Source organism: Janthinobacterium sp. 13 (genome assembly GCF_002749695.1).
GTDB classification, from domain to species: domain Bacteria; phylum Pseudomonadota; class Gammaproteobacteria; order Burkholderiales; family Burkholderiaceae_D; genus Janthinobacterium; species Janthinobacterium kumbetense.
Window position 1 is genome coordinate 2,403,736 of sequence record NZ_PEEQ01000001.1, and the last position, 20,357, is coordinate 2,424,092.

General features: G+C 63.8%; 17 protein-coding genes. 10 read left to right on the plus strand and 7 right to left on the minus strand.

Features of this window, described 5'->3' with window-relative positions; genetic code table 11:
- Positions 1-20: 20 nt before the first annotated feature.
- The 6 genes from CLU94_RS10565 to gdhA all read left to right on the plus strand — a co-directional run bounded on the left by CLU94_RS10565 (position 21) and on the right by gdhA (position 7,269).
- A complete protein-coding gene (locus CLU94_RS10565) occupies positions 21-1,268 on the plus strand; it encodes a DUF819 family protein (RefSeq protein ID WP_099665591.1) in 1,248 nt (415 codons plus the stop codon).
- A gap of 312 nt (positions 1,269-1,580) precedes the next feature.
- On the plus strand, positions 1,581-2,324 hold the full coding sequence (locus CLU94_RS10570) for a Stf0 family sulfotransferase (protein ID WP_180278631.1): 744 nt from the start codon (positions 1,581-1,583) through the stop codon (positions 2,322-2,324).
- A gap of 56 nt (positions 2,325-2,380) precedes the next feature.
- The gene (locus CLU94_RS10575; RefSeq protein WP_143451394.1) at positions 2,381-3,421 is read left to right on the plus strand and encodes a polysaccharide pyruvyl transferase family protein; all 1,041 of its coding nucleotides are present in this window, start codon (positions 2,381-2,383) and stop codon (positions 3,419-3,421) included.
- Between the two features lie 2 nt (positions 3,422-3,423).
- The gene (locus CLU94_RS10580; protein WP_180278632.1) at positions 3,424-4,731 is read left to right on the plus strand and encodes a Rieske 2Fe-2S domain-containing protein; all 1,308 of its coding nucleotides are present in this window, start codon (positions 3,424-3,426) and stop codon (positions 4,729-4,731) included.
- Positions 4,728-5,717, plus strand: a complete 990-nt coding sequence (locus CLU94_RS10585; protein ID WP_099665595.1) for a glycosyltransferase family 2 protein — start codon at positions 4,728-4,730, stop codon at positions 5,715-5,717. The genes CLU94_RS10580 and CLU94_RS10585 overlap by 4 nt, the downstream gene beginning before the upstream one ends.
- A gap of 208 nt (positions 5,718-5,925) precedes the next feature.
- Complete coding sequence (gdhA, locus tag CLU94_RS10590; protein ID WP_099665596.1) at positions 5,926-7,269, plus strand: NADP-specific glutamate dehydrogenase; 1,344 nt, start codon at positions 5,926-5,928, stop codon at positions 7,267-7,269.
- Positions 7,270-7,426: 157 nt separating this feature from the next.
- Here the strand turns inward: gdhA and CLU94_RS10595 are convergent, their stop codons facing one another.
- On the minus strand, positions 7,427-7,984 hold the full coding sequence (locus tag CLU94_RS10595) for a flavin reductase family protein (RefSeq protein WP_077399216.1): 558 nt from the start codon (positions 7,982-7,984) through the stop codon (positions 7,427-7,429).
- Between the two features lie 176 nt (positions 7,985-8,160).
- On the opposite strand from CLU94_RS10595, the gene CLU94_RS10600 reads away from it, so the two are divergent.
- Both CLU94_RS10600 and CLU94_RS10605 read left to right on the plus strand, forming a co-directional pair.
- The gene (locus CLU94_RS10600) at positions 8,161-8,790 is read left to right on the plus strand and encodes a head GIN domain-containing protein (protein WP_099665597.1); all 630 of its coding nucleotides are present in this window, start codon (positions 8,161-8,163) and stop codon (positions 8,788-8,790) included.
- A 42-nt stretch (positions 8,791-8,832) separates the two neighbouring features.
- Complete coding sequence (locus CLU94_RS10605; RefSeq protein WP_099665598.1) at positions 8,833-9,642, plus strand: enoyl-CoA hydratase; 810 nt, start codon at positions 8,833-8,835, stop codon at positions 9,640-9,642.
- Position 9,643: 1 nt separating this feature from the next.
- On the opposite strand, the gene CLU94_RS10610 is transcribed toward CLU94_RS10605, so the two are convergent.
- The 5 genes from CLU94_RS10610 to CLU94_RS10630 all read right to left on the minus strand — a co-directional run bounded on the left by CLU94_RS10610 (position 9,644) and on the right by CLU94_RS10630 (position 15,799).
- Positions 9,644-10,381 carry an AIM24 family protein gene (locus CLU94_RS10610; protein ID WP_099665599.1) on the minus strand — a complete coding sequence of 246 codons (738 nt, stop codon included), beginning with the start codon at positions 10,379-10,381 and terminating at the stop codon, positions 9,644-9,646.
- Positions 10,382-10,384: 3 nt separating this feature from the next.
- The gene (locus tag CLU94_RS10615; RefSeq protein WP_099665600.1) at positions 10,385-11,026 is read right to left on the minus strand and encodes an AIM24 family protein; all 642 of its coding nucleotides are present in this window, start codon (positions 11,024-11,026) and stop codon (positions 10,385-10,387) included.
- Positions 11,027-11,043: 17 nt separating this feature from the next.
- Positions 11,044-11,661, minus strand: coding sequence for an AIM24 family protein (locus CLU94_RS10620; protein ID WP_216350350.1), 618 nt, complete (start codon positions 11,659-11,661; stop codon positions 11,044-11,046).
- A 156-nt stretch (positions 11,662-11,817) separates the two neighbouring features.
- Positions 11,818-14,982: a S8 family serine peptidase gene (locus CLU94_RS28840; RefSeq protein ID WP_099665601.1), complete on the minus strand. Its 3,165-nt coding sequence runs from the start codon at positions 14,980-14,982 to the stop codon at positions 11,818-11,820.
- A 1-nt stretch (position 14,983) separates the two neighbouring features.
- Positions 14,984-15,799 (minus strand): NF038120 family PEP-CTERM protein, encoded by an 816-nt coding sequence (locus CLU94_RS10630; RefSeq protein ID WP_099665602.1) that lies wholly within the window; start codon positions 15,797-15,799, stop codon positions 14,984-14,986.
- A 436-nt stretch (positions 15,800-16,235) separates the two neighbouring features.
- Here CLU94_RS10630 and CLU94_RS10640 point away from each other — a divergent pair, with 436 nt between their 5' ends.
- Both CLU94_RS10640 and CLU94_RS10645 read left to right on the plus strand, forming a co-directional pair.
- Complete coding sequence (locus tag CLU94_RS10640; protein ID WP_099665604.1) at positions 16,236-17,144, plus strand: histidine kinase; 909 nt, start codon at positions 16,236-16,238, stop codon at positions 17,142-17,144.
- Positions 17,141-17,818: a response regulator transcription factor gene (locus tag CLU94_RS10645; RefSeq protein ID WP_257218760.1), complete on the plus strand. Its 678-nt coding sequence runs from the start codon at positions 17,141-17,143 to the stop codon at positions 17,816-17,818. The genes CLU94_RS10640 and CLU94_RS10645 overlap by 4 nt, the downstream gene beginning before the upstream one ends.
- Here CLU94_RS10645 and CLU94_RS10650 read toward each other — a convergent pair.
- Positions 17,815-20,304: a TonB-dependent receptor gene (locus tag CLU94_RS10650; RefSeq protein ID WP_180278633.1), complete on the minus strand. Its 2,490-nt coding sequence runs from the start codon at positions 20,302-20,304 to the stop codon at positions 17,815-17,817. The two genes, CLU94_RS10645 and CLU94_RS10650, sit on opposite strands and share 4 nt — an antisense overlap.
- Between the last annotated feature and the right edge of the window lie 53 nt (positions 20,305-20,357).

Consider the following 20,357-nt stretch of genomic DNA (forward strand, 5'->3'; position numbering starts at 1 on the left):
CACGTTCACCGGAATCCCCGATGCCACCTGCCACCTCTGCCCTGATCACCAATGACGCCGTCGTCCTCGGCCTGCTCGCCATGACCCTGGGGGGCGTCTTCTGGACCGCCTCCCGCACGAACGGCTTCTGGAAAAAGTTCTATACGTATATCCCGTCCCTGCTGATGTGCTATCTGATCCCGGCGTTGCTCAACACCTTCGGCATCATCGACGGCAACGCGTCCGGCCTGTACGCCGTGGCGCGCGACTACCTGCTGCCCAGTGCGCTCGTGCTGCTGTGCGTGGCCATCGATTTCGGCGGCATCATCCGCCTCGGCCCCAAGGCCATCATCATGTTTCTCACCGGCACACTCGGCGTGATGCTGGGCGCCCTCGTCTCGTTCGAAGCCCTGCGTCTGATCCATCCGGAAACGGTGGCGGGCGACACGTGGCGCGGCATGACGACCGTCGCCGGCTCGTGGATAGGCGGCGGCGCCAACCAGGCGGCCATGAAGGAAGTGTTCGAAGTGGACGCCACCCTGTTCGGCCAGTTCGTCGCCGTCGACGTGCTGGTGGCCAACGTCTGGACGGCCGTGCTGCTGTTCCTGGCGGGCCGCGCGGGCGCCTTCGACCGCTGGACGGGTGCCGATTTGACGGCCATCAATGCGCTCAAGGACAGCATCGAAAGCTACCGCGCCCAGCACGCGCGCGTCGCCACCCTGACGGACATCATGATCATCCTCGGCGTGGGCCTGGGCGTGACGGGACTGTCGCACTTCCTGGCCGGCCCCATCATCAGCTGGATCAATACCTTGCCCGCCGCATGGCGCCTGCAGGATTACAGCCTGACGTCGAACTTCTTCTGGATCGTCGTGCTCGCCACCACCTTCGGCTTGCTGCTCAGCTTTACCCGGGCGCGCAGCCTGGAAGGCGCGGGGGCATCGACCATCGGCTCGGCCATGCTGTACGTGCTGGTGGCCACCATCGGCATGCACATGGACCTCGGCGCGCTGCTCGACAAGCCGTTCTTGTTCCTGCTGGGCCTGATCTGGATCGCCGTGCATGGCGGCTTGATGCTGCTCGTCGCCAAGCTGATCCGCGCACCCCTGTTCTTCATGGCCGTGGGCTCGCAGGCGAACATCGGCGGCGCCGCGTCGGCCCCCGTCATCGCCAGCGCCTTCCACCCGGCCCTGGCCCCTGTCGGCGTGCTGCTGGCCGTGCTCGGCTATGCGCTGGGCACCTACGGCGCCTACATCACGGGCTTGATCTTGCGCAGCATGGCGGGGTGACGCTCCTGGCAGCGCGGTAACGACAACGCCAGCCTTCGGGCTGGCGTTGTCGTTGGTTCTCGAATCAGCTTGCTACCGGCCATCAATAGTTGCTAGGGAGAGACATAAAACATAAATAAATAATAACTTTGTGCTATATATGGCATGAATTGAGATAATATTTTAAAGCAACATATTTTCAAGAAAGTAAATTCTTTAATTGCTTTAAAAGCATCATCGCACGCAACAGGGCATAGCCAGCCTCCCCCCCCACTCATGAATGAACGTTTCCCCACTCCGTTGACTAATATCAAGTCAGTATGGACCGGCAGCATGCGTCCAACGCCCGCAGAAATGCGTGAGTTTCCTTACGATACGTCGTCGTCGCCACTCCCCCATAAAAAGCTATTGGTATGCGCAGCGCCACGCGCATCGAGCAAACGCCTGGCCCGCCTGTTACTCGGCGCAGGGATCGGCGTGCCGCTGGAGTATTTCAACGACAATAGCGTGCAGGCGCTGACGGAGCGCTGGCAAATCAAGAAACAGGATTACCTCGCGCATATTTTTGCCAGGCGTTCTGCGAATGGCCTGTTCGCATCGAATATCCAGTTTCCCCAGATACAAAAGTGGCCGTATCCACACGACTTTACCGCCTTGTTCGAAGGAGCGACGGTCATTCATTTGATCCGCGACAACAAGCTCGCCCAAGCGGCATCCCTGGCGACCTGCATGATCACGGGGCGCTGGGGTTTCGAAGTCGCCCCGGTAACAAAAAATTACTCGACCTGGCGCCTCAAACTGGCGGCGCGCAAGGCCATGCAGCTGATTGCCGTGGATGAACAACTCTGGCAGGACTGGTTCAAGCAACGGGGTATCGAACCGCTCGTCATCAGTACCGAACGTGTCAACCGGCACGATCTGACGCTGATCGATGACATCGCCGCCTTGCTCGGCGTCAATGCCGATGCGGCAAGCGCCCAACGCATGCTGGACGTGGACCAAGGCGCCTACCCAGGGGACCAGGAACTGAAATCGCGCATGCGCACGCTCGTCGAAGAACTTGCGGCACGCGGCTAGTCAACGCCCGGGCTTCCCCGTTTTCATTGAACACACACAACAAGACAGGACGAACATTGAATATCTTTATGGTGCGCCCCACCACTCGCAATATCGGCAACGATCTCATCGGCTACGCTACGGCAGAGCTCCTCTATGAGGTGTTCGGAGCGGCCACCAATGTCGTCAGCATTCCTGCCTTGAAAGGACCGCAATTTGGCGGCCTGGTGCCACGCCAGATTTACGACATGAACCGCCTCGCCGACGCCGTCATCGTGGGCGGCGGGAATCTGTTTGAAAACGGCCAGCTATCCTATGATGCCCAGGCCGTCAATGCCTTGCGCCGGCCGATGATGCTGATGGGGCTATCCCACGGCCGCATCACGGGCCGCGACGGGCAAATGGAAGACCGCACCGATGCGCTCAGCCCGATTGCGATACGGCACCTGGTCGAGCATGCCAAGGTGGCCATGGTGCGCGACACGGGTTCGCAGGAAATCCTCGCCGACCTTGGCGCCAAGGTGACGGTCGGTGGCTGTCCCACGCTGTACCTGCCGCCGAATGCCGAGGGCGATGCCGCCAAGGGCGGCGTGATCATTTCCATCCGTCATCCCATGCGCATGAGCGTTCCGGCCACCTTGCAGTGGCGCATCGCCGAAGACTTGCGCCGCCTGATTGCCGCCCTGCGTGCCGAATATGCGCAACCCGTCTACCTGGCTTGCCACGACTACATCGATCTCGAATTTGCCGCCGGCTTCCCGGAGGCGGCCCCCCTGTACTTTGACGAAGTCAGCCGCTACATCGAAGCGCTGCGCACCTGCAAGCTGCACGTCAGCTACCGCCTGCATGGTTTCCTGCCCTGCCTGGCCATGGGCTCGCACAGCATCAACCTGTCGTATGACGAACGGGGCCGCTCGATGCTGTCGACCATCGGCATGGCGTCGTGGGATGTTGATCTGATGCAAAGTGGCGACTGCGTGAGCGCCATCATGGACCGCGCGCGCTCGGTCGCGCAGTATCGCCGCGCGCGCCAGGACGCCCTGCCGCTGATACAGGAGTTGCGCCAGATCACGGTGCGCGGCTTGCAAACCTTGCGCACCCTGGCATCGGAGCAATGAAGATGAGCGCTCCATCCTCGACACAGGGCGTGTGGCTCAAGTGCCACGTCCGTGAACTCGCCCCGTGGGCAACGATGACCGAGCGCGTGCTCAGCGAAATTATTTCCACGGTCGAACAAATGAAGGGCGCCGCGGCAGCCCAGGTGCTGCGCCAGCATGGCATCGAGCGGCTGCACGAAGTGATCGACACCGACGATGTGACGTCCTTGCGCAACCAGGTGCTGGAACGCTTGCGCCAGCCCTTGCTGGCCATGGCGACGGCCGTCGGCCGCCAGGTCCTGGGCTGGGATGGCGATTTCTATGTGGATGACTATTTGATCCTGCGCATCAACTTCCCCTACGAAGTAGCGCGCAAGACCAATCCGGCGAGCGAAAATCCCGGCATTGGCCGCCTCAGCGCGACCGTGCGCGAGCAATTTCAAGCCCGTAAGGTCATCGACCCCGTGTACGCGCCGAAAGACTATCACCGGGGCCACCCGCCCGCCGCCTGGGCACATGGTCCGCACATCGATAGCTGGGCCGGCCATTCGCGGGACGGACGCAATATCTGGTGGGCCATTGGCGAGGTGCCGGCGGAAGCGGGCATGGTGCTGTATCCGGAACTGGCCAACGCCTCGCTGCCCTGCGAGCGGCGCACGCTGTACCTGCAAGCGGGCTACCGCCTGCCGGTGCCGACTTATCTGCCGCTGGCGGCAGGCGAGATGCTGGTCTTCGATCCAGAAGTGCTGCACGGCACGCACCTCAATACGACGGACGCGACGCGCGTGGCCATCTCCATGCGCCTGAATGCTTCCCGCCCGACCTTCGATCCCGCCTGTTTCTACTCGCGCGAATTCTGGCGCCGGGCCGCCGATATCGAGCAGGGCCACGATGAAGTGCTGCACCTGCGACGCGAAGACAATTTCGGCGCGCCCGTCGCCGCCGCCCCCGTGCAGACGCCGGCAGCCGTTCCCGTCATTGCCGGCCAGCTCGACCAGGCGAACGGCGTCATACATGGCCAGCTTCCTGCTGCCGGGCCCGACACGCAGCGCATCATCGTCGATGCCGCGCCGTATCGCATCATGCTGGTGCGCACCAGCGACGGCACCCGCGCCTACGATGCGGCCTGCCCGCATTACGGCGTGGACCTGGCCGATGGCGGCTGCGACAGCGACAGCGACAAAGTGTATTGCCCGGCCTGTGCCATCTCGTTCGACTTGCAAACAGGAAAATCGTCCTGCCCGTCATTGACACTGCAACCGTATGACATCCGGCAAGACGGCGCAGCCATCCGCATCCGTGTTGCGCCGCCAGAAGCCGTGGCGCCATGAGCGTCGCCCCCGTCAGCGTCATCATTTGCACCAGGAACGGCTGGTCCAGGGGGTTTCTCGACGACACCTTGCAATCGCTGCTGGCCCAGTCCCGGCCCGCGCAGGAAATCTTGCTGATCGACGATGCCAGCAGCGACGGCACTGCCGCTTACGTCCACGCTGCCTACCCGCACGTGACCATCGTGCACAATGCGGGCACCGGCCTGGCGGCCGCCAGGAATACGGGAGTGGCCGCCGCCCGTTGTCCATGGGTGGCCTTCATCGACGACGATGACATCTGGCTGCCTGAAAAACTGGCCGAACAACTGGCACAGGCAGAAGCATCCGACACGCCAGATGCGATTGTGTATGCATCGCAAGTTGCCACGCTTAACAGCCATGGCGGCAATCCCGTGGCCTGGGCAACGCCACGGCAATTTGCCGCCTGGCCCGCCTGCCTGCTGGGTTCTCCCATCCAGCCATCCGGCGTGCTGCTCAGCAAACGACTGCTCTCCCGTATCGGGCCATTCAGCGAACAGTTGAAGGAAGGCGCCGCTTACGACTACTGGATACGCTGCCTGAGTGCCGGCATGTCCATCCACTACAGTAGCAACGTCCTGCTGCACTATCGGCAACATCATCCGCAAATGACCGCAATGTCGCGCAAGCTCGAGCATTTCCTGCATATCGACGCCATGCTCGCGCCGCACCTTGCGCGACTGGCGCCAGCACTGGCCAACAGGATCCGCTCAGCGCGCAAGCTGAACAATCTGCGTTCCCTGCTGAACCATACCGGTATACCGGCAGCAACACGTTACTGGCGCGCCAGCGCCCCTTGCCCGGTGCCCGGCCTGCGCACTCTTTCCTATTTCTTGCTGGATACTGTTGCATGCCGGGCTCCGCACCGGATTCGCCACACGCTGCGGCAGCGCGCCATGCAGCTGCTCATCGGCAAGGAAACGCCCTTGCCCGGGCTGCGCCCGAAACGATCCGGACACCTGACGTAAAGGTCCGCAACGCCAGCATTCACGCTGGCGTTTTTTGTTTTTCGGTCACTTTTTCCACCAGACCACTCTCTGTTTGGCCTCGCCGCTTGATGGGAAAGCGCGCCCCACAATGTAGCAGAAACCCCTCAAAACCAAATTTCCGCACCATTTTCGTGCAAAATCTGCGATGATAGTTGCCCAAATAACCGATTACCTCCATGGAATTCTGATGAAATACGCATCTGCTCACGAGTATGTCCAGCATGTCGCCGCACGCAATCCAGGTCAACCCGAGTTTCTGCAAGCCGTCACCGAAGTCATGGAGAGCTTGTGGCCATTCCTGGAACAGCACCCGAAATACGCGGAACAAGGCTTGCTGGAACGCTTGATCGAGCCGGAACGCGTGGTGATGTTCCGCGTATCGTGGGTCGATGACCATGGGCAAGTGCAAGTCAATCGCGGCTACCGCATCCAGCACAGCATGGCCATCGGGCCGTACAAGGGCGGCATCCGCTTCCACCCGTCCGTGACCCTGTCCGTGCTGAAATTCCTCGCCTTCGAGCAAACGTTCAAGAATGCGCTGACCACGTTACCGATGGGCGGCGGCAAGGGCGGCGCCGATTTCGATCCGAAGGGCAAGAGCCCGGGCGAAGTGATGCGTTTCTGCCAAGCCTTCGTGAGCGAACTGTTCCGTCATGTGGGTTCGGACACGGACGTGCCGGCCGGCGACATCGGCGTGGGCGGACGTGAAGTGGGCTATATGGCCGGCATGATGAAAAAACTCAGCAACCGCGCCGACTGCGTGTTCACGGGCAAGGGCGCCAGCTTCGGCGGCTCGCTGATGCGTCCGGAAGCGACGGGCTACGGCACCGTGTATTTCGCCGAAGAAATGCTGAAAACGCGGGGCCGCTCGTTCGAAGGCATGCGCGTGTCCGTGTCCGGCTCGGGCAACGTGGCGCAATACGCGGTGGAAAAAGCCATGGCCATGGGCGCGAAAGTCATCACCGTCTCCGATTCGAGCGGCACCGTCATCGACGAGGAAGGTTTCACGCCGGAAAAGCTGGCCATCCTGATGGAAATCAAGAATCATCTGTATGGCCGGGTCAGCGATTACGCCGCGCGCACGGGCGTGCGCTTCGAGGCGGGCGTGTCGCCATGGCATGTGCCGGTCGATATCGCCCTGCCCTGCGCCACGCAAAACGAACTGGACATCGACGCTGCCCGCACCCTGATCGCCAATGGCGTGCAGTGCGTGGCCGAAGGCGCCAACATGCCCACCACCATCGAGGCCGCCAAGGCCTTCGAAGCGGCCGGCGTGCTGTATGCGCCGGGCAAGGCCAGCAATGCGGGCGGCGTGGCGACATCCGGTCTGGAAATGAGCCAGAACGCGGCCCGCATATCGTGGCCGCGCGAAGAAGTCGATGCACGTTTGCTGCAGATCATGCAAGGCATCCACGCCGCGTGCAAGCAATACGGCACGCGCGCGGACGGTTCCGTCAGCTATGTGGATGGCGCCAATATCGCCGGCTTCGTGAAAGTGGCCGATGCCATGCTGGCGCAGGGTGTCATTTAACCCCAGGACAGATACGGGGAGCATCTTGAGAATTAACGACACCTGACAAAACCGTAGCGAGCGGAAGAGAGAGGTGGCCGAGAAGCGCAACCGTACTCGGGTACGGTGAACATCGCAGGCCGCCTATATCGACGCGCAGTAGGTTTGGTCAGGTGTCCTACGACATTTCAGGCTTCATCAAACTCTTGCGGCTGATGGTGCGGCCCGATACCATGAACTCGCCGTTGCCACGGTAGTGCAGGGTTTCGGGCAGCTTGGGCGAGGTGGCCACGTGGGCTTTCACGCACTCGAAAATGAAGAAGCCGCCCTTCGGGTTGCCCGCCACCTGGGCCAGCTTGCATTCGAAGTTGGCGTAGCACTCGGCGATCAGGGGCGCGCCCACCTGCTCGGCCGGCTGGGGCGTCAGGCCGAAGGCCGTGAACTTGTCCGTGTCTGCGCCGCTGCAATTGCCGATGGCGACCACCTGGTCGACCATGTCGGCCGTGGGCAGGTTGATCACGCATTCCATGCTGCGCTTGATCATTTCATAGCTGTGGTTCGCGTCGGAAATGAAGCAGCCCAGCAAGGATGGCGTGAATTCCATCAGCATGTGCCAGGCCATGGTCATGACGTCGCTTTCGCCCTGCCACGTTGAACTGACCAGCACCACCGGCCCCGGTTCGAGGAAGCGCCGGATGTCGGCGACGGGGTAATCTTCTTTGTGGTAATTTTTCATGCAGTCTCCAGGACGCGGTACGCCACAGCATAGCCCAACGGCGCCTTGCCGGGCGCGCGGCTGGCCGATGGCAGCCGTATCATCCGCGCCGCGATTTGTGCCATTCATCGCAAAATTCTCCCCAATGGAGATGTTGCACAATAGAATACACTGATCAACTACTCAAGGAAACCGTCATGCGCCCTCTGTTCCTGTTGTCAGTCCTGTCCCTTGCCTGCCTCTCCACCCTCGCGCATGCCGACGAGCAAACCCGCACGGTCGGCGCCTTCAACGCCATCGATATCCGCGGCCCCATCAGCATCGAAGTCGAATCGGGCAAGGAGCAAAGCCTGCTGCTGCGCGGCGACCAGAAATTCCTCAGCGGCGTGATCACGGAAGTGGTCAATGGCGAACTGAAAATTTCCATGAAGGACAAGGACATCAAGAAAACGGAAGGCGACCCGCGCATCATCATCACCATGCCCACCTTGCGCAAGCTGATCGCGGAAGGCGCGGGCGAAAAGATATTGACCAAGCTCAATGGTCCAAGAGTCGACATCAGCTACAAGGGCGCGGGCCGCCTGGCCGCCGATGGCCAGGTCGACTGGCTGCGCCTGAAGGCGCAAGGCGTGGGCGAAGTCGATACGAAAGCCTTGCTGGCAAAAAACGTCGACGTCAATTTCGAAGGCATCGGCTCCGTCAAGGTGTACTCCTCGGGCGAACTGAACGCCGTGGTGCGCGGCATGGGCGAACTGACGTATTACGGCAAGCCGAAGATCGTGCACAAGTCGATCGCCGGCATCGGCAGCGTCAATGCCGCCAAGTAAGATTTCCTAAAACAACAAGGCCATCAGGCCAGGGGAGACCGCATGACCGCAACACCCGAAACCCAGGATAACGATGCGCCGCTGGTGCTGCGCGAAGACGAGGGTGGCCTGGTCACCCTGCGCCTGAACCGTCCCCTGCAATTCAATGCCCTGTCGGAAGCCATGCTGGCTGCGCTGCAAGAGGCGTTCGATGCCGTCGCGCTGCAACCGCACGTGCGCTGCGTGGTGCTGGCCGCCGAAGGCAAGGCTTTTTGCGCGGGCCACGACTTGCGCCAGATGCAAGCCACGCGCCAGCTTGCGTATTATCAAACCCTGTTCGCGCAATGCTCGCGCGTGATGCAAGCCATCCAGGCCTTGCCCGTGCCCGTGATTGCCCGCGTGCACGGCATCGCCACGGCGGCCGGCTGCCAGCTGGTCGCCAGCTGCGACCTGGCCGTGGCGGGCGCGTCCGCGCGCTTTGCCGTCTCCGGCATCAACGTGGGCCTGTTCTGCGCCACGCCATCCGTGGCCCTGTCGCGCAATGTATCGCCCAAGCGGGCCTTCGACATGCTGGTGACGGGCCGCTTCATCGACGCCGACACGGCCGCCGACTGGGGCTTGATCAACGAAACGGTGGCCGATGCGGCGCTCGACGACGCCGTGGCGCGCCTGGCGCAGCAGATCATGGCGAAAAGCCCGACGGCCATCCGCTACGGCAAGCAAATGTTTTACAAACAGCGCCAGCTGCCGCTGGACGACGCGTATGCGTATGCGGGCGACGTGATGGCGCGCAACATGATGGAAGAGGATGCGCAGGAAGGCGTCACTGCCTTTTTAGAAAAACGGCCGCCCGGCTGGGCGACCGCAAAGTAGCTTAACGCTCCTGCTTCATCTGCTGCTGCACGGAAAGACTCAAGGTACCGAGGTCTTCCTTGCCCAGCAGCGGCAATTGCGCCAGCAGCTGCATCAGGGCGGAACTGCCCGTCACGTCCAGCTCGGACGACTGCACCAGCACCGTGCCGGCGCCCGTGAAGTCGATCTGCTTTTCCTCGCCCGACAAACTGAAACCGGTGAGCGCGCCGGCGGCCGAGGCCCAACCCTGCACGTGGGCGTAATCGTAGTGGTACGACGGGCTGGGGCAATCGGCCCAGCCCAGCACGGCCTGCTCATCCACGCGGCACGGCAGTTCGAGGAAATGCACAGGGCCGTTCGACGAGGCGATGACCTTGCCCGTGCCGATCATGGTCAGATAACCGGGCAAGGTCGATTCCTGGCAAATCACATCCTTCGTAAAACCCAGCAGGTTTTTCGCGCGGATGGTCATGTTGGCGTTGTCCAGGTCGTAGCACGCCAGGTCGTTGCCGTTGTCGCCCAGGATCAACTGGCCTTGCCCTTGCGCCACGACAAAGTGGTGCACGTATTTCGGTGCATTGAAGGCATTGCGCACGATCAAATCGAGCACGCTGCTGCCCATGGCTTCGAAGCGCAGTTCGCCATAGAAGGCGATCATCTTGCCCTTGCGAATGAAGATCTGTTCCTTGACGTCGATGACATACGAAAAACGGTTCAGGTTATCGTTCTTCGGCAAGGTATCGGGATTGTAAATCGTCATGGCTTACCTTTCGCTCGCTTGGATGTAGACCGTGCCCTGGCCCGTGAATTTCACCTGGTACGATTCGCCGGACGCCTGGCCGACGAAGGTTTTCCAGTTCAAGTCCGTGACGATGGTCGAGCTCAGCTGCCCCGTGTGGCCGATATACGCTTGCGGGTCGACAAACACGGGCACGTCCGGCGTGACGGGCAAGCCGATGGCATTGCCGTCCGACAAAATTGCCACTTCGCCCGTGCCTTGCAGCGTGGTGGTAAACAAGCCCTGGCCCGAGGCCATGCCGCGCACCACGCCCTGCACGCCGCCCTGGTTGCCGAGGAACATGGTGCCGGCCGTCAGGCGCGCATCGAAGGCCAGCAGGGAATCGCTTTCCACATAAAACGTTTCGCCGCGCACGGGGACGATGGTGACGAACAGGCCGCCCTGCGCATAAAACACGCTGCCCGTGCCGCGCGCCGACATCAGGACATAGCCCTCGTTCGTGACGGCGCGCATGGCCAGGCTTTGCACGCCCTGGCCGGCCAGGAAGGAACGGCTGAACGCCACGTCGCCCTGGTAGGACACCATGGCGCCCTTGCGCGCGAACACTTCTTCATTGCCGAGTTTGACCTCAAGCATCTTTTCATTGATTTGCTGATAGACAGGCATCGCGGGTCCTCGCTGACTTAACGTTCGGCGGGCTGGATGAACACCACGCCCTGGCCTGTGAATTTGTGCTGGTACGATTCGCCCGAGCTCTGGCCGATCATCGTGCGCCAGTTGACGTCGAAAACGAATTCCTGGCGGATATCGCCCTTGAAGCCGACGAAGGCGTCCGGGTCCACGCGCAGCGGGTGCGCGGGCGTCACTTCCAGCATGATCAGGTTGCCGCGCGAAATGACGGCCAGGTTGCCGTGCCCTTCGACGGTGGTGGAAAACAGGCCCTGGCCCGAACTGGCGCCGCGCAGACCCGCAAAGCTGGTGCCCGTCTTCAGGCTCGTGTCGTAGGCCAGCAGGCTGCTGCTTTCGATGGTCAGCTTTTCACCCGTCAACGGAATGACGGTGATTTCGGCCGCATTCTGCGCGAAAAACACGGTGCCCGTGCCGGCTGCCTGCATCACCTGCATGCCTTCGTTCGTCACCTTGCGCTTGAGCGCGCCGAACAGGCCCTCGCCGCCGAGCAGGGATTTTTCAAATTTGATGCTGCCCGTATAGGCGACCATGGCGCCGGCAATCGCCAGCACTTTTTCATCCTGCAGGCGCACTTCCAGCAGGCGGTCGGTATTGGTGCGGAAACTGGTCACGCGCGACTCCCCAAGAATGCCAGGGCACAAAGCCATGGCTATCCGACAAGATACCGTTGGCGTTACCGCCATGCAAGTGCTATTCCTCCCGAACGGGGTGGGTGAATAAAAAAAAGCGTGCCCGGAGGCACGCCTTGCGTTCAAGCAAAGAACGGTTTACTCAGCCAGAACCGGCTTGGCGCCGCGCGCGTTCTGGAACAGCGGCACGGGATCGTTGGTATTGACCTCGACCACCGTGACGCCCTGCACCACGCCAGCCACCTGGTAGCCGACGGCGCCCAGGTGACGCTTGCCTTCGGCCAGGTTGGACCAGCTCAGCGAGACAGTCGCCGTGCCGCCCGTGTAGGCCGTGCCCGGCATCAGCGCCTTGAAGCCGCCATTCGACAAGCCCGGCACCAGCACCCACGACGACAAGGTGTAGTCGGCCTGGCCGTTTTGCGGCGCAAAACCGATCACGCACACCTTGTAGGTGCCAGCGGCGGGCAGGCGCAGTTCCACTTGCTCATTGGAACTTTCATTGCCGCTGCTGCCGACCAGCACATTGGCGGCGTTGTAGACCTCCATGTCCATGTCGGTATTCGCGCCGCCCGTCGTTTCCGCATCGTAGGTGGCAAAGCGCGCCGCCAGGGTGCCGGCCGGGATCACCACATTGTGCACGTTCACGCCCGTGGCGCCGCCCGCCTTGCAGGCGGCCGATGCGGCGGCGCCCGTCGTCGCTTGGCCGATCGTGCGCGCCTGGCGCACGGCTTCGACGAGACCCGACTTGACGCCCACCAGCGCGCCCGAGAAGCCCGTGCCCAGGGTCAGCACCTTGCTGCCCGTGGCCGCTTCGCTGCTGACCAGCGGAATGGCCACCAGCGCCGTGCCGCGCGCCGTCAGCGGGCTGCGCACCGTGTGCGTGCCATCCGTCCAGCTCAGGGCGCCGTAGGTCCAGGTATTGGCCGGCGCCGTGGTGCGCGTCAGCTTGACCTGGTACTGGCCCTTGGCGCCCGGCGCCAGGCTCAGGCTCGTTGGCGTCACCGCCACCGTATAGCCGGGCAAGCTGGCCGAGACGTTGTAGACGGCGCTGCTGGCGCCCACGTTGGTCACCGTGCGCGTCAGGGTTTGCGTGCCCAGCACGTTGGCCGCCGTCAGCGACGCCAGGTTCAGGTTATAGGCCGCGATGGTACCGATGGCCTGGCACGTGGCGGCGCTGTAGACCTTCAGGTTCAGGCCGCACAGGAAGCGCGCATAGTCGATTTCCGACATGTCGTACACGAGGCCAGGATCGGCCGCGCTGTTCGGCGCGATGTGGCCGGCGCCCTGGCCCCACGGCAGCTGGCCCGAGTTCTTCGCCGTGGCATCCCACGACACGGAACCGTTCAAGCCGTCCGAATAGGTGCTGAAGGCCGTCGTCATCAGCGCCGACTTGATGGCCGCGGGCGACCAGTCAGGATGCTGCTGCTTGAGCAATGCCGCCACGCCGGCCACGTGCGGGCTGGCCATCGAGGTGCCGGAATAGAAATCCCATTCGGCCGCCGGCGCCACGCCGCCCGCTGCCACGGCATCGCGCTGCGCCTGCGTCAGGTCGGCCGTCACGCCGGCCAGCACGTTGGTGCCGGGCGCCGAGAGATCCGGTTTCAGGATGTTCGCGTTGGCCACGTTCGGGCCGCGCGAGGAACGGTCGCTGACGATCGGCGCCAGCACCGTCGTGTCGGCGGTGGTGTGGATTTCGCCCAATGCCGCCGTGCCGTCGGGCGTCGCCGCCATGAAGGCCTTCAGCGCGTCGCCCTGCGCCTGCGCCAGGTGCACGGTCGACAGCGCGTGCGCCTGGTTGATGACGGTGTTGGCGCCGCCGGCCACGTTGGCGATGATCACGCCCGCCGCACCCGCCGTTTTGGCGTTCGCGCTCTTGTTGACCAGCACGTTGCCGCCACGGTCGCACACGAGTATCTTGCCCGCCACTTTCGCCGGGTCCAGATACGCCGACGTGGCATCGGCCACGCCGAAGCAGCGCAGCAAGTTGACATCCGTCGGCAGCACGCCGGCCAGGCCCGCGTCGCGCGACTGGATCAGCGGCAGCGCCGGGGTATTCGCATTGCTCGATGCGCCTTCCAGTTTCGTGCCGCTGCTAAGAGTGACGTTGGCCGCGTACAGGCGGTTGTGGGTGGAATTGGCCACCGTCGCCAGCCACGGGCTGATGTGCGACACGGGCGCCGGCACGTCGGGCGCGGGCGTGGCCGGGCCGGAATTGCCGCCCGATGTGGCGACAAACACGCCGGCTGCCGCCGCGCCGAGGAAGGCCACTTCCGTCGGTTCGTCGAAAGCGCCGCCGCCCGCGTTCGGGCCGATGGAGAAGTTGATGACGTTCACGCCATCCTTGACCGCCTGGTCGATGGCGGCCACGCTGTCGGCCGTGGCGCAGCCGTTGCGGCCCGTCGAGGCGGCCGTCCAGCACACTTTATAGGCGGCGATGCGGGCGCGCGGCGCCATGCCGGACGCCTTGCCCAGCGAGACGCCGTTCGAAGTGGCCAGGGCGCCATTGTTGCCGCCCGCCGTGGACGCCGTATGCGTGCCATGGCCGCCGTGCCCCGTCAGGCCGGCGACGGAATCGCGCGGCGACATGAATTCCGTCCAGTGCAGCGCCGACGTGGCGGCGCGGTAGTAGCGCGCGCCGATCAGCTTATTGTTGCAATTTTCGGCGCTAAAGCCTTCGCCCGTCTGGCAAGTGCCCTGCCAGCTGGCCGGCGGCGCGCCATACACGACGTTGTTGCCGCTGTGGCTGGGCACGCCGTTCTCGTCGAGGCGGTCGGCAAAGGCCGTGTTCTCGGGCCAGATGCCGCTGTCGACGATGCCGATGATGATGTCTTCGCCCGCGTGCGCCTTGCCGCCCAGCTGCTCCCAGATGCCGCCCGGCTTGTCCAGGCCCAGGAAGCTGGGCGTGTAGCTGGTGTCGAGCTGCAGGATGGAATCGGCGCTGATGCTGGCCACGCCGCTGTTTTTCTTCAGGGCGCGCACTTCATCGTCCGTCAGCAAGGCGGAAAAGCCGTTGAAGACGACGCTGTACTGGTGCGTGATTTCCGCCGCGCTGACGGTGCCGGCCACGGCGGCCTGTTTGGTGTCGAGGTAGCTCAAATAGGCCTGCACGTCGGCCGCGCCCACGTTGATGCGCGCGCCCGGGGCCGGCTTGGTGGCGGCCAGGCCGTCGACCTGGCCCGTGTAGGTGGCGGCCGGCTTGTCGACCAGTTGCACGATGTAGGAGCGGCGTTCCTGCGCCTGCGCCGCTTGCGCCAGGCTGGCGGCCAGCAAGAGGATGCCGAGTGAAACGGGACGTAATTTCATCTCATGCTCCTTGCACGGTGGAGGCGGCGAACTTGCCGCTGCGGCGGCGCGACAGCATGCCGATGGCGCCCAGTCCGGCCAGCATCAGCATGTAGGTCGACGGTTCCGGCACGGCGCTGATATTGATATTGTCGAGCGCAAACTGGCCCTGGTTGAAGGCGGGGAAATCGAGGGAGTTGCTGCACGCGCCCGTATCGTTGAAGATGCACGCGTTGAAGCTCAGGCCCGTAAACGCATAGTTGCTGAAACCGCCCAGCAGGGAAGCGCTCTGGAAATGGTAATTGCCATCGCTGCCCTGGCCGGGAAACGCCAGCGAGGTGCTGATCACCTGGCCGTCGCTGAGGGTGCCGCTCAGCTGCAGCTGGCCCCAATTCTGGTTCGGCAAGCCGGACACGGGGGCGATAAAGGAATAATCGAAACCGGCCAGGGTGAATGCCTGGTGGTCGGCGCGCGTGAAATTCACGCCGCCATCGTTGAGGATAGCCAGGTAATTGCCGGTGGCGCCCTGCGGGCAGGCGGCGATATCGCACGACGAACCCACGCGGCCATCGAGGATGGCGCCCACGCCGCTGACGCCGCCGCCGGCCGCCGTCGTCGGGTCGGCCAGGAACAGCAGGTTGTAGCTCGACGTATTGAGCGTCTGGCCGCTTTCATACACGTCGGGACGCAAGTTGTCGAAAGTCAGGACACCGGCCAGGGCCGGTGCCGAGCCCAGCACGGACAAGGTGGCCAGCGCGGCAAGGACGGCGACGCGACCGCGGGTAGCGGGCGGATTGGCGGTGGCGGGCGATACCCGCGCATGTGATAAACGATTCATTCTATTCCCTTGATTGTTGTGGATAGATAGGTCGGCAGGTCTGGCGCCCGCTTTCAGCTTTTTCACAAAAGTGTCAACAAATATAGCAAATCGTATAAAACAAATATCATATTTTTAATATCATTTATTTATTTTTTATCTAACTCCGCGAAACTTTGTTTTGTTTTATCTATGAAAGTTTGAGGAATCTCAACGTTACATTTGAACAACAAGAGCGCACACTGCAGACGCGTACGCCAGCGGACCGGCCCGACTTCGGATAAGCTCGAAAACCGCGCCTGCCGCGTCGTCCTCCCCGTCACATCGCGGTACACCTGTTCCATCCTGGAACACTTGCCTGTCCCCTCCGCCCCGCATGAGCGGCCCCTCGCGCCCTTGCGCCGATGGCATGAAGCTTGCACAACAAGAAGATCGACCGTGCTCAGGGAGCAGCATCATGGAACACCATCAATTTGGCGCCCAGGCAAGCGCGCACGCCCGGCCGCGCCGGACCGTCCTGCTGTGCTGCGCACTGGCGCTGGCTTTTTTCCTGCTGGCCGCCAGGCTGGACCTGGCCGAACGGCTGACGCAGTCGCTCTGGCGCCAGGAACATTGGCAGCTCGATGAACTGGCCCTGAGCCTGCTGGTGCTGGTGCTGGCGCTGGCCGGCTTTGCCCTGCGGCGCGGCCGCCAGGTGGCGCTGCTGCTGGCGCAAAACCGCGCCCTCACGCAGCGCCTGCTGCGCGCGCAGGAAGAGGAGCGCTGCGCGCTGGCGCGCGAGCTGCACGATGAAGTGGGACAGGACTGCACGGCCATCCGCGCCGCCGCCAGCTACATCCTGCGCGCGCGCGAGGGCGACCAGGCAAACGTGCAGGCGTGCGCCGCCAGCATCGCCCGCTCGTCGGAAGCGCTGCACGCGATGGTGCGCACGATGCTGCGCCGGCTGCGCCCGCCCGTGCTCGACAGCCTGGGATTGGCGCCGGCGCTGCAGGCGCTGTGCGACAGCTGGACCCAGCAGCACGGCATCGCCTGCCATTTCGCGCCGCACGCCATCCCCGCCGGCCTCGACGACAGCACCGCCACCGCCATCTACCGCCTGGTGCAGGAAGGCTTGACGAACGTGGCGCGCCACGCGGGCGCCGACCGGGCCACGGTGGAATTGCGCGCCGATGCGCACGGCTTGCTGCACCTGGCCATCGAAGACAATGGCCGGGGTTTGCGCCAGGACAAGACGCCAGCAGACGGTTTCGGCATGCTGGGCATGCGCGAGCGCGTGGCGGGCTTGCGCGGCCACATCCGCTGGATCAGCGCGCTGGGCAACGGCTTGCGCATCGAAGTGGCCCTGGCGGCACGGTGCGTGGCATGAGCGCCATGAACGCCATGCACAGCGGCATGCGGCCGATCCGCGTGATGCTGGTGGACGACCACCCGGTAGTGCGCACGGGCTACCGGCGCCTGCTGGAACAGGGCGGCGACATCGCCGTCGTGGCCGAGGCGGGCAATGGCGAAACGGCGTATGGCTTGTACCAGGAGCACGCGCCCGACGTCTGCGTGACGGATTTGTCCATGCCCGGCATCGGCGGCCTGGAATTGCTGCGCAAGCTGCTCGCGCGCGACGCGGGCGCCCGCGTGCTGGTGTTTACCATGCACGACACGCCCCAGCTCATCGCGCGCGCGTTTGACGGCGGCGCCTGCGGCTTCGTCAGCAAGCAGGCCGACCCGGAACACCTGGTCGACGCCGTGCGCGCCGCCCACGCGGGCCGGCGCTACCTGGACCCGCACAGCGCGCCCGGCGTACTGCAAGGCACGGCCAACATGGAAGCGGACCGCTTGAGCAGCCTGAGCCAGCGCGAATTCGAAATCTTCCGCCTGCTGGCCGAAGGCCGCAGCGCTGCCGACTGCGCCCGCCTGCTGCACGTGAGCTGCAAGACGGTGGCCAACCACCAGACTTGCATCAAGGAAAAGCTCGACGTGCCCGGCCCCGCCGCCCTCGTGCACCTGGCGCTGCGCAATGGCATCATCGAGCAAGTCCATCCTTAAAACGCATAGCGCACGCCCACATTCACGCTGCGCGGCGCGCCGGCCGCATAGAACGTCGCATTGACCATCGGATAGTCGCCGTTCACGGCGGGCAACGGGCGGGCGGCGAAATTGCCGTTGGCGTCGAAACCCGTCGCGCCCAGCTGGGCCGCCGTCGCATATTTCCGGTCGAACAGGTTATTCACCTGGGCAAACACGCTGAGCCGTGGCGTCAGCTGGTATTTGCCGTTCAATTCCACCACGGCATAGCCTCCGCTCTTGCCCGCGCCCAGGTAGGCTGGCCCGCCCGCCTGGTGCGCATTGTTTTCATTGCCGCGCGCATAGGCGCTGGAGACGGCCGTCATGGCCAGGCCCACCGTCCAGTCGCGTCCGCCCTGAATATCCACATGCGCCTTCAGGATATGGCTGGGCGTCAAGGGAATGCGCTTGCCGGGCGTGATGACGATATTGCCTTCCAGGCCGGGCGCGTCCGCATCGCTGCTGCTGTTGGCGCTGCCGTTGACGAGCTCCCGGCTTTGATACGTCGCCTGCAGCCACGTGTAGTTGACGCCGAAGTCCAGCATGCCCGCCTTGCCATCCAGCGCCAGCTCCACGCCCTGGTGGCGCGTCTTGCCGAAATTCTTGAAATAGCCAAACCCCGCCTGGTTGTCGGCCACGAACAGGATATCGTCGTGATTTTCCGCGCGGAACACGCCGGCGCTCCAGCGGGCCACCTCGCCCCACTGGCCGCGCACGCCCGCTTCCCACGTCTTCGTGATGACCTGCTGTAATGGCGGGTCGCCGGCCATGGCGTTGGGCAAACGGCACGGATTTTCCGGATCGGCGCAACCGAGTTCGATGGCCGTCGGCGTGCGGCTGCCTTCGTTGTAGCCGAAATAGGCGCCGATGCCGGCCACTGGCGCATACGCCAGGCCGATGGCGGGATTGAAGCGGCTGAAACGGTGGTCGCCGTCCAGCGAACCGCTGCCGCCGCCGGGCGTGATGGCGTCGCGGTTGCGCACCGTGCTGCGGTTGTAGCGGCCCGAAACGGTCAACGTTAAATCTTGAGTGAACGCCATGCTGTCGCTCGCATACACGCTCCACGTGCGCATGCGCCCGCTCAAGTCGACCCGGTTGTCGACGGGCGTGCCGTCGTCATCGATTTCCGTGCCGTCGGCAAAGAAGTTCACAGGCGTGATGCTGCGGTCCGGATTCAGGTAGCCGAACTGGCTCGTCTGGCGGAACGTGGCGTGGCTGGCATCGAAGGCGGCACCGGCCGTGACGGCATGGCGCGCTCCCGCCAGCTCGGCCAGCGCGGTGAACTGGCCCGAAAACCCATAGTTTTCCTGCCGCGTATGGCTGCGGTTGAGCATGCCATTGCATTTTTCGGCCGGCTCGTCGTTCAGCAGCACATTGGCGATGCAGCGCCATTTCGGGAAGGGTGTATTGGCCGCGTTCGCCCCGCTGGCGGGAAAGCCCGTGTAGCCGGCCGCCGCCAGGGCCGCCCGCTCGGCCGCTCCCGGCTGGTAGACGGACTGGTCGAGCGACTCGTCGTTCAAGTCGCCATTGAACGTGTGCGTATCGATCTTGCGGTAGTACACATTGCCCGACAGCAGCAAGGCCGCGCCGGCCTGGTGCTTGCCCGTCACGTTCAGCAGGGTCGACTTGTTTTCCGTCAAATCCGGCTTGGTATACACGCTGCGGTAATCGCGCGCCAGCATGCGCTGTTCCTGCAAGCCGTTGCCCGTCAGCGCATTGTCCGCGTGGGCCACGGTAACGGCGATATCCGTGCGCGCATCGCTCCAGCCCAGCTTGCCAAACACCTGGCGCACGTCGGACGGCGAATCGTCGCGCCAGCCGTCTTCCTTGAAGCGGTTGCCCGTCACATACCAGTGCCAGCCCTGCGCATTGCTGCCGCCATGCTCGACCTCGACGGCGCGCCGTTTGTCGGAACCCAGGCGCGCTTCGATGGCGGTGCCGGGGCTGCTGCGGCCATCCTTGGTTTGCAGCGCCAGCGCGCCGCCCAGGGTATTCAAGCCGAACAGAGGGTTCGAGCCGGGCATCAGGGTCAGCGAAGCGATGGCCATGCGCGGGATCAAGTCCCAGCTGACGACGTCGCCGAACGGCTGGTTCAGGCGCATGCCGTCGAGGTAGACGGACAACCCTTGCGGCGTGCCCAGCAGGGGCGACGCCGTGTAGCCGCGGTAGCTGACGTCGGGCTGGAACGGGTTGTTCTGTACCTCGTTCACGACGACGCTGCCCAGGTTGCGGCGCAGGAAGGCGGAGAGATCGAGCGCGCCGCTGCGGGCGATCTGCTGCGCGCTGGCCGTCTGCACGGGCGCGGCCAGGGTGTCGCGCGGCTGGTCCACGGTGGGCAGCGGCATGCTGCCCGTGATGATGACGGTGGGCAAGTCACCCGAAGTGGCCAGGCTGGCGTCAGCGGCAAGGTCGGCGGCCTGCGCCTGGCACAGCGCCATGGCGGCGGCGGCCAATAAAGTCAGTTTCATGCGTATCCCCAGTTTTATCGTGGTTTTTATTACTGTCCAGTATCGGACAGCCA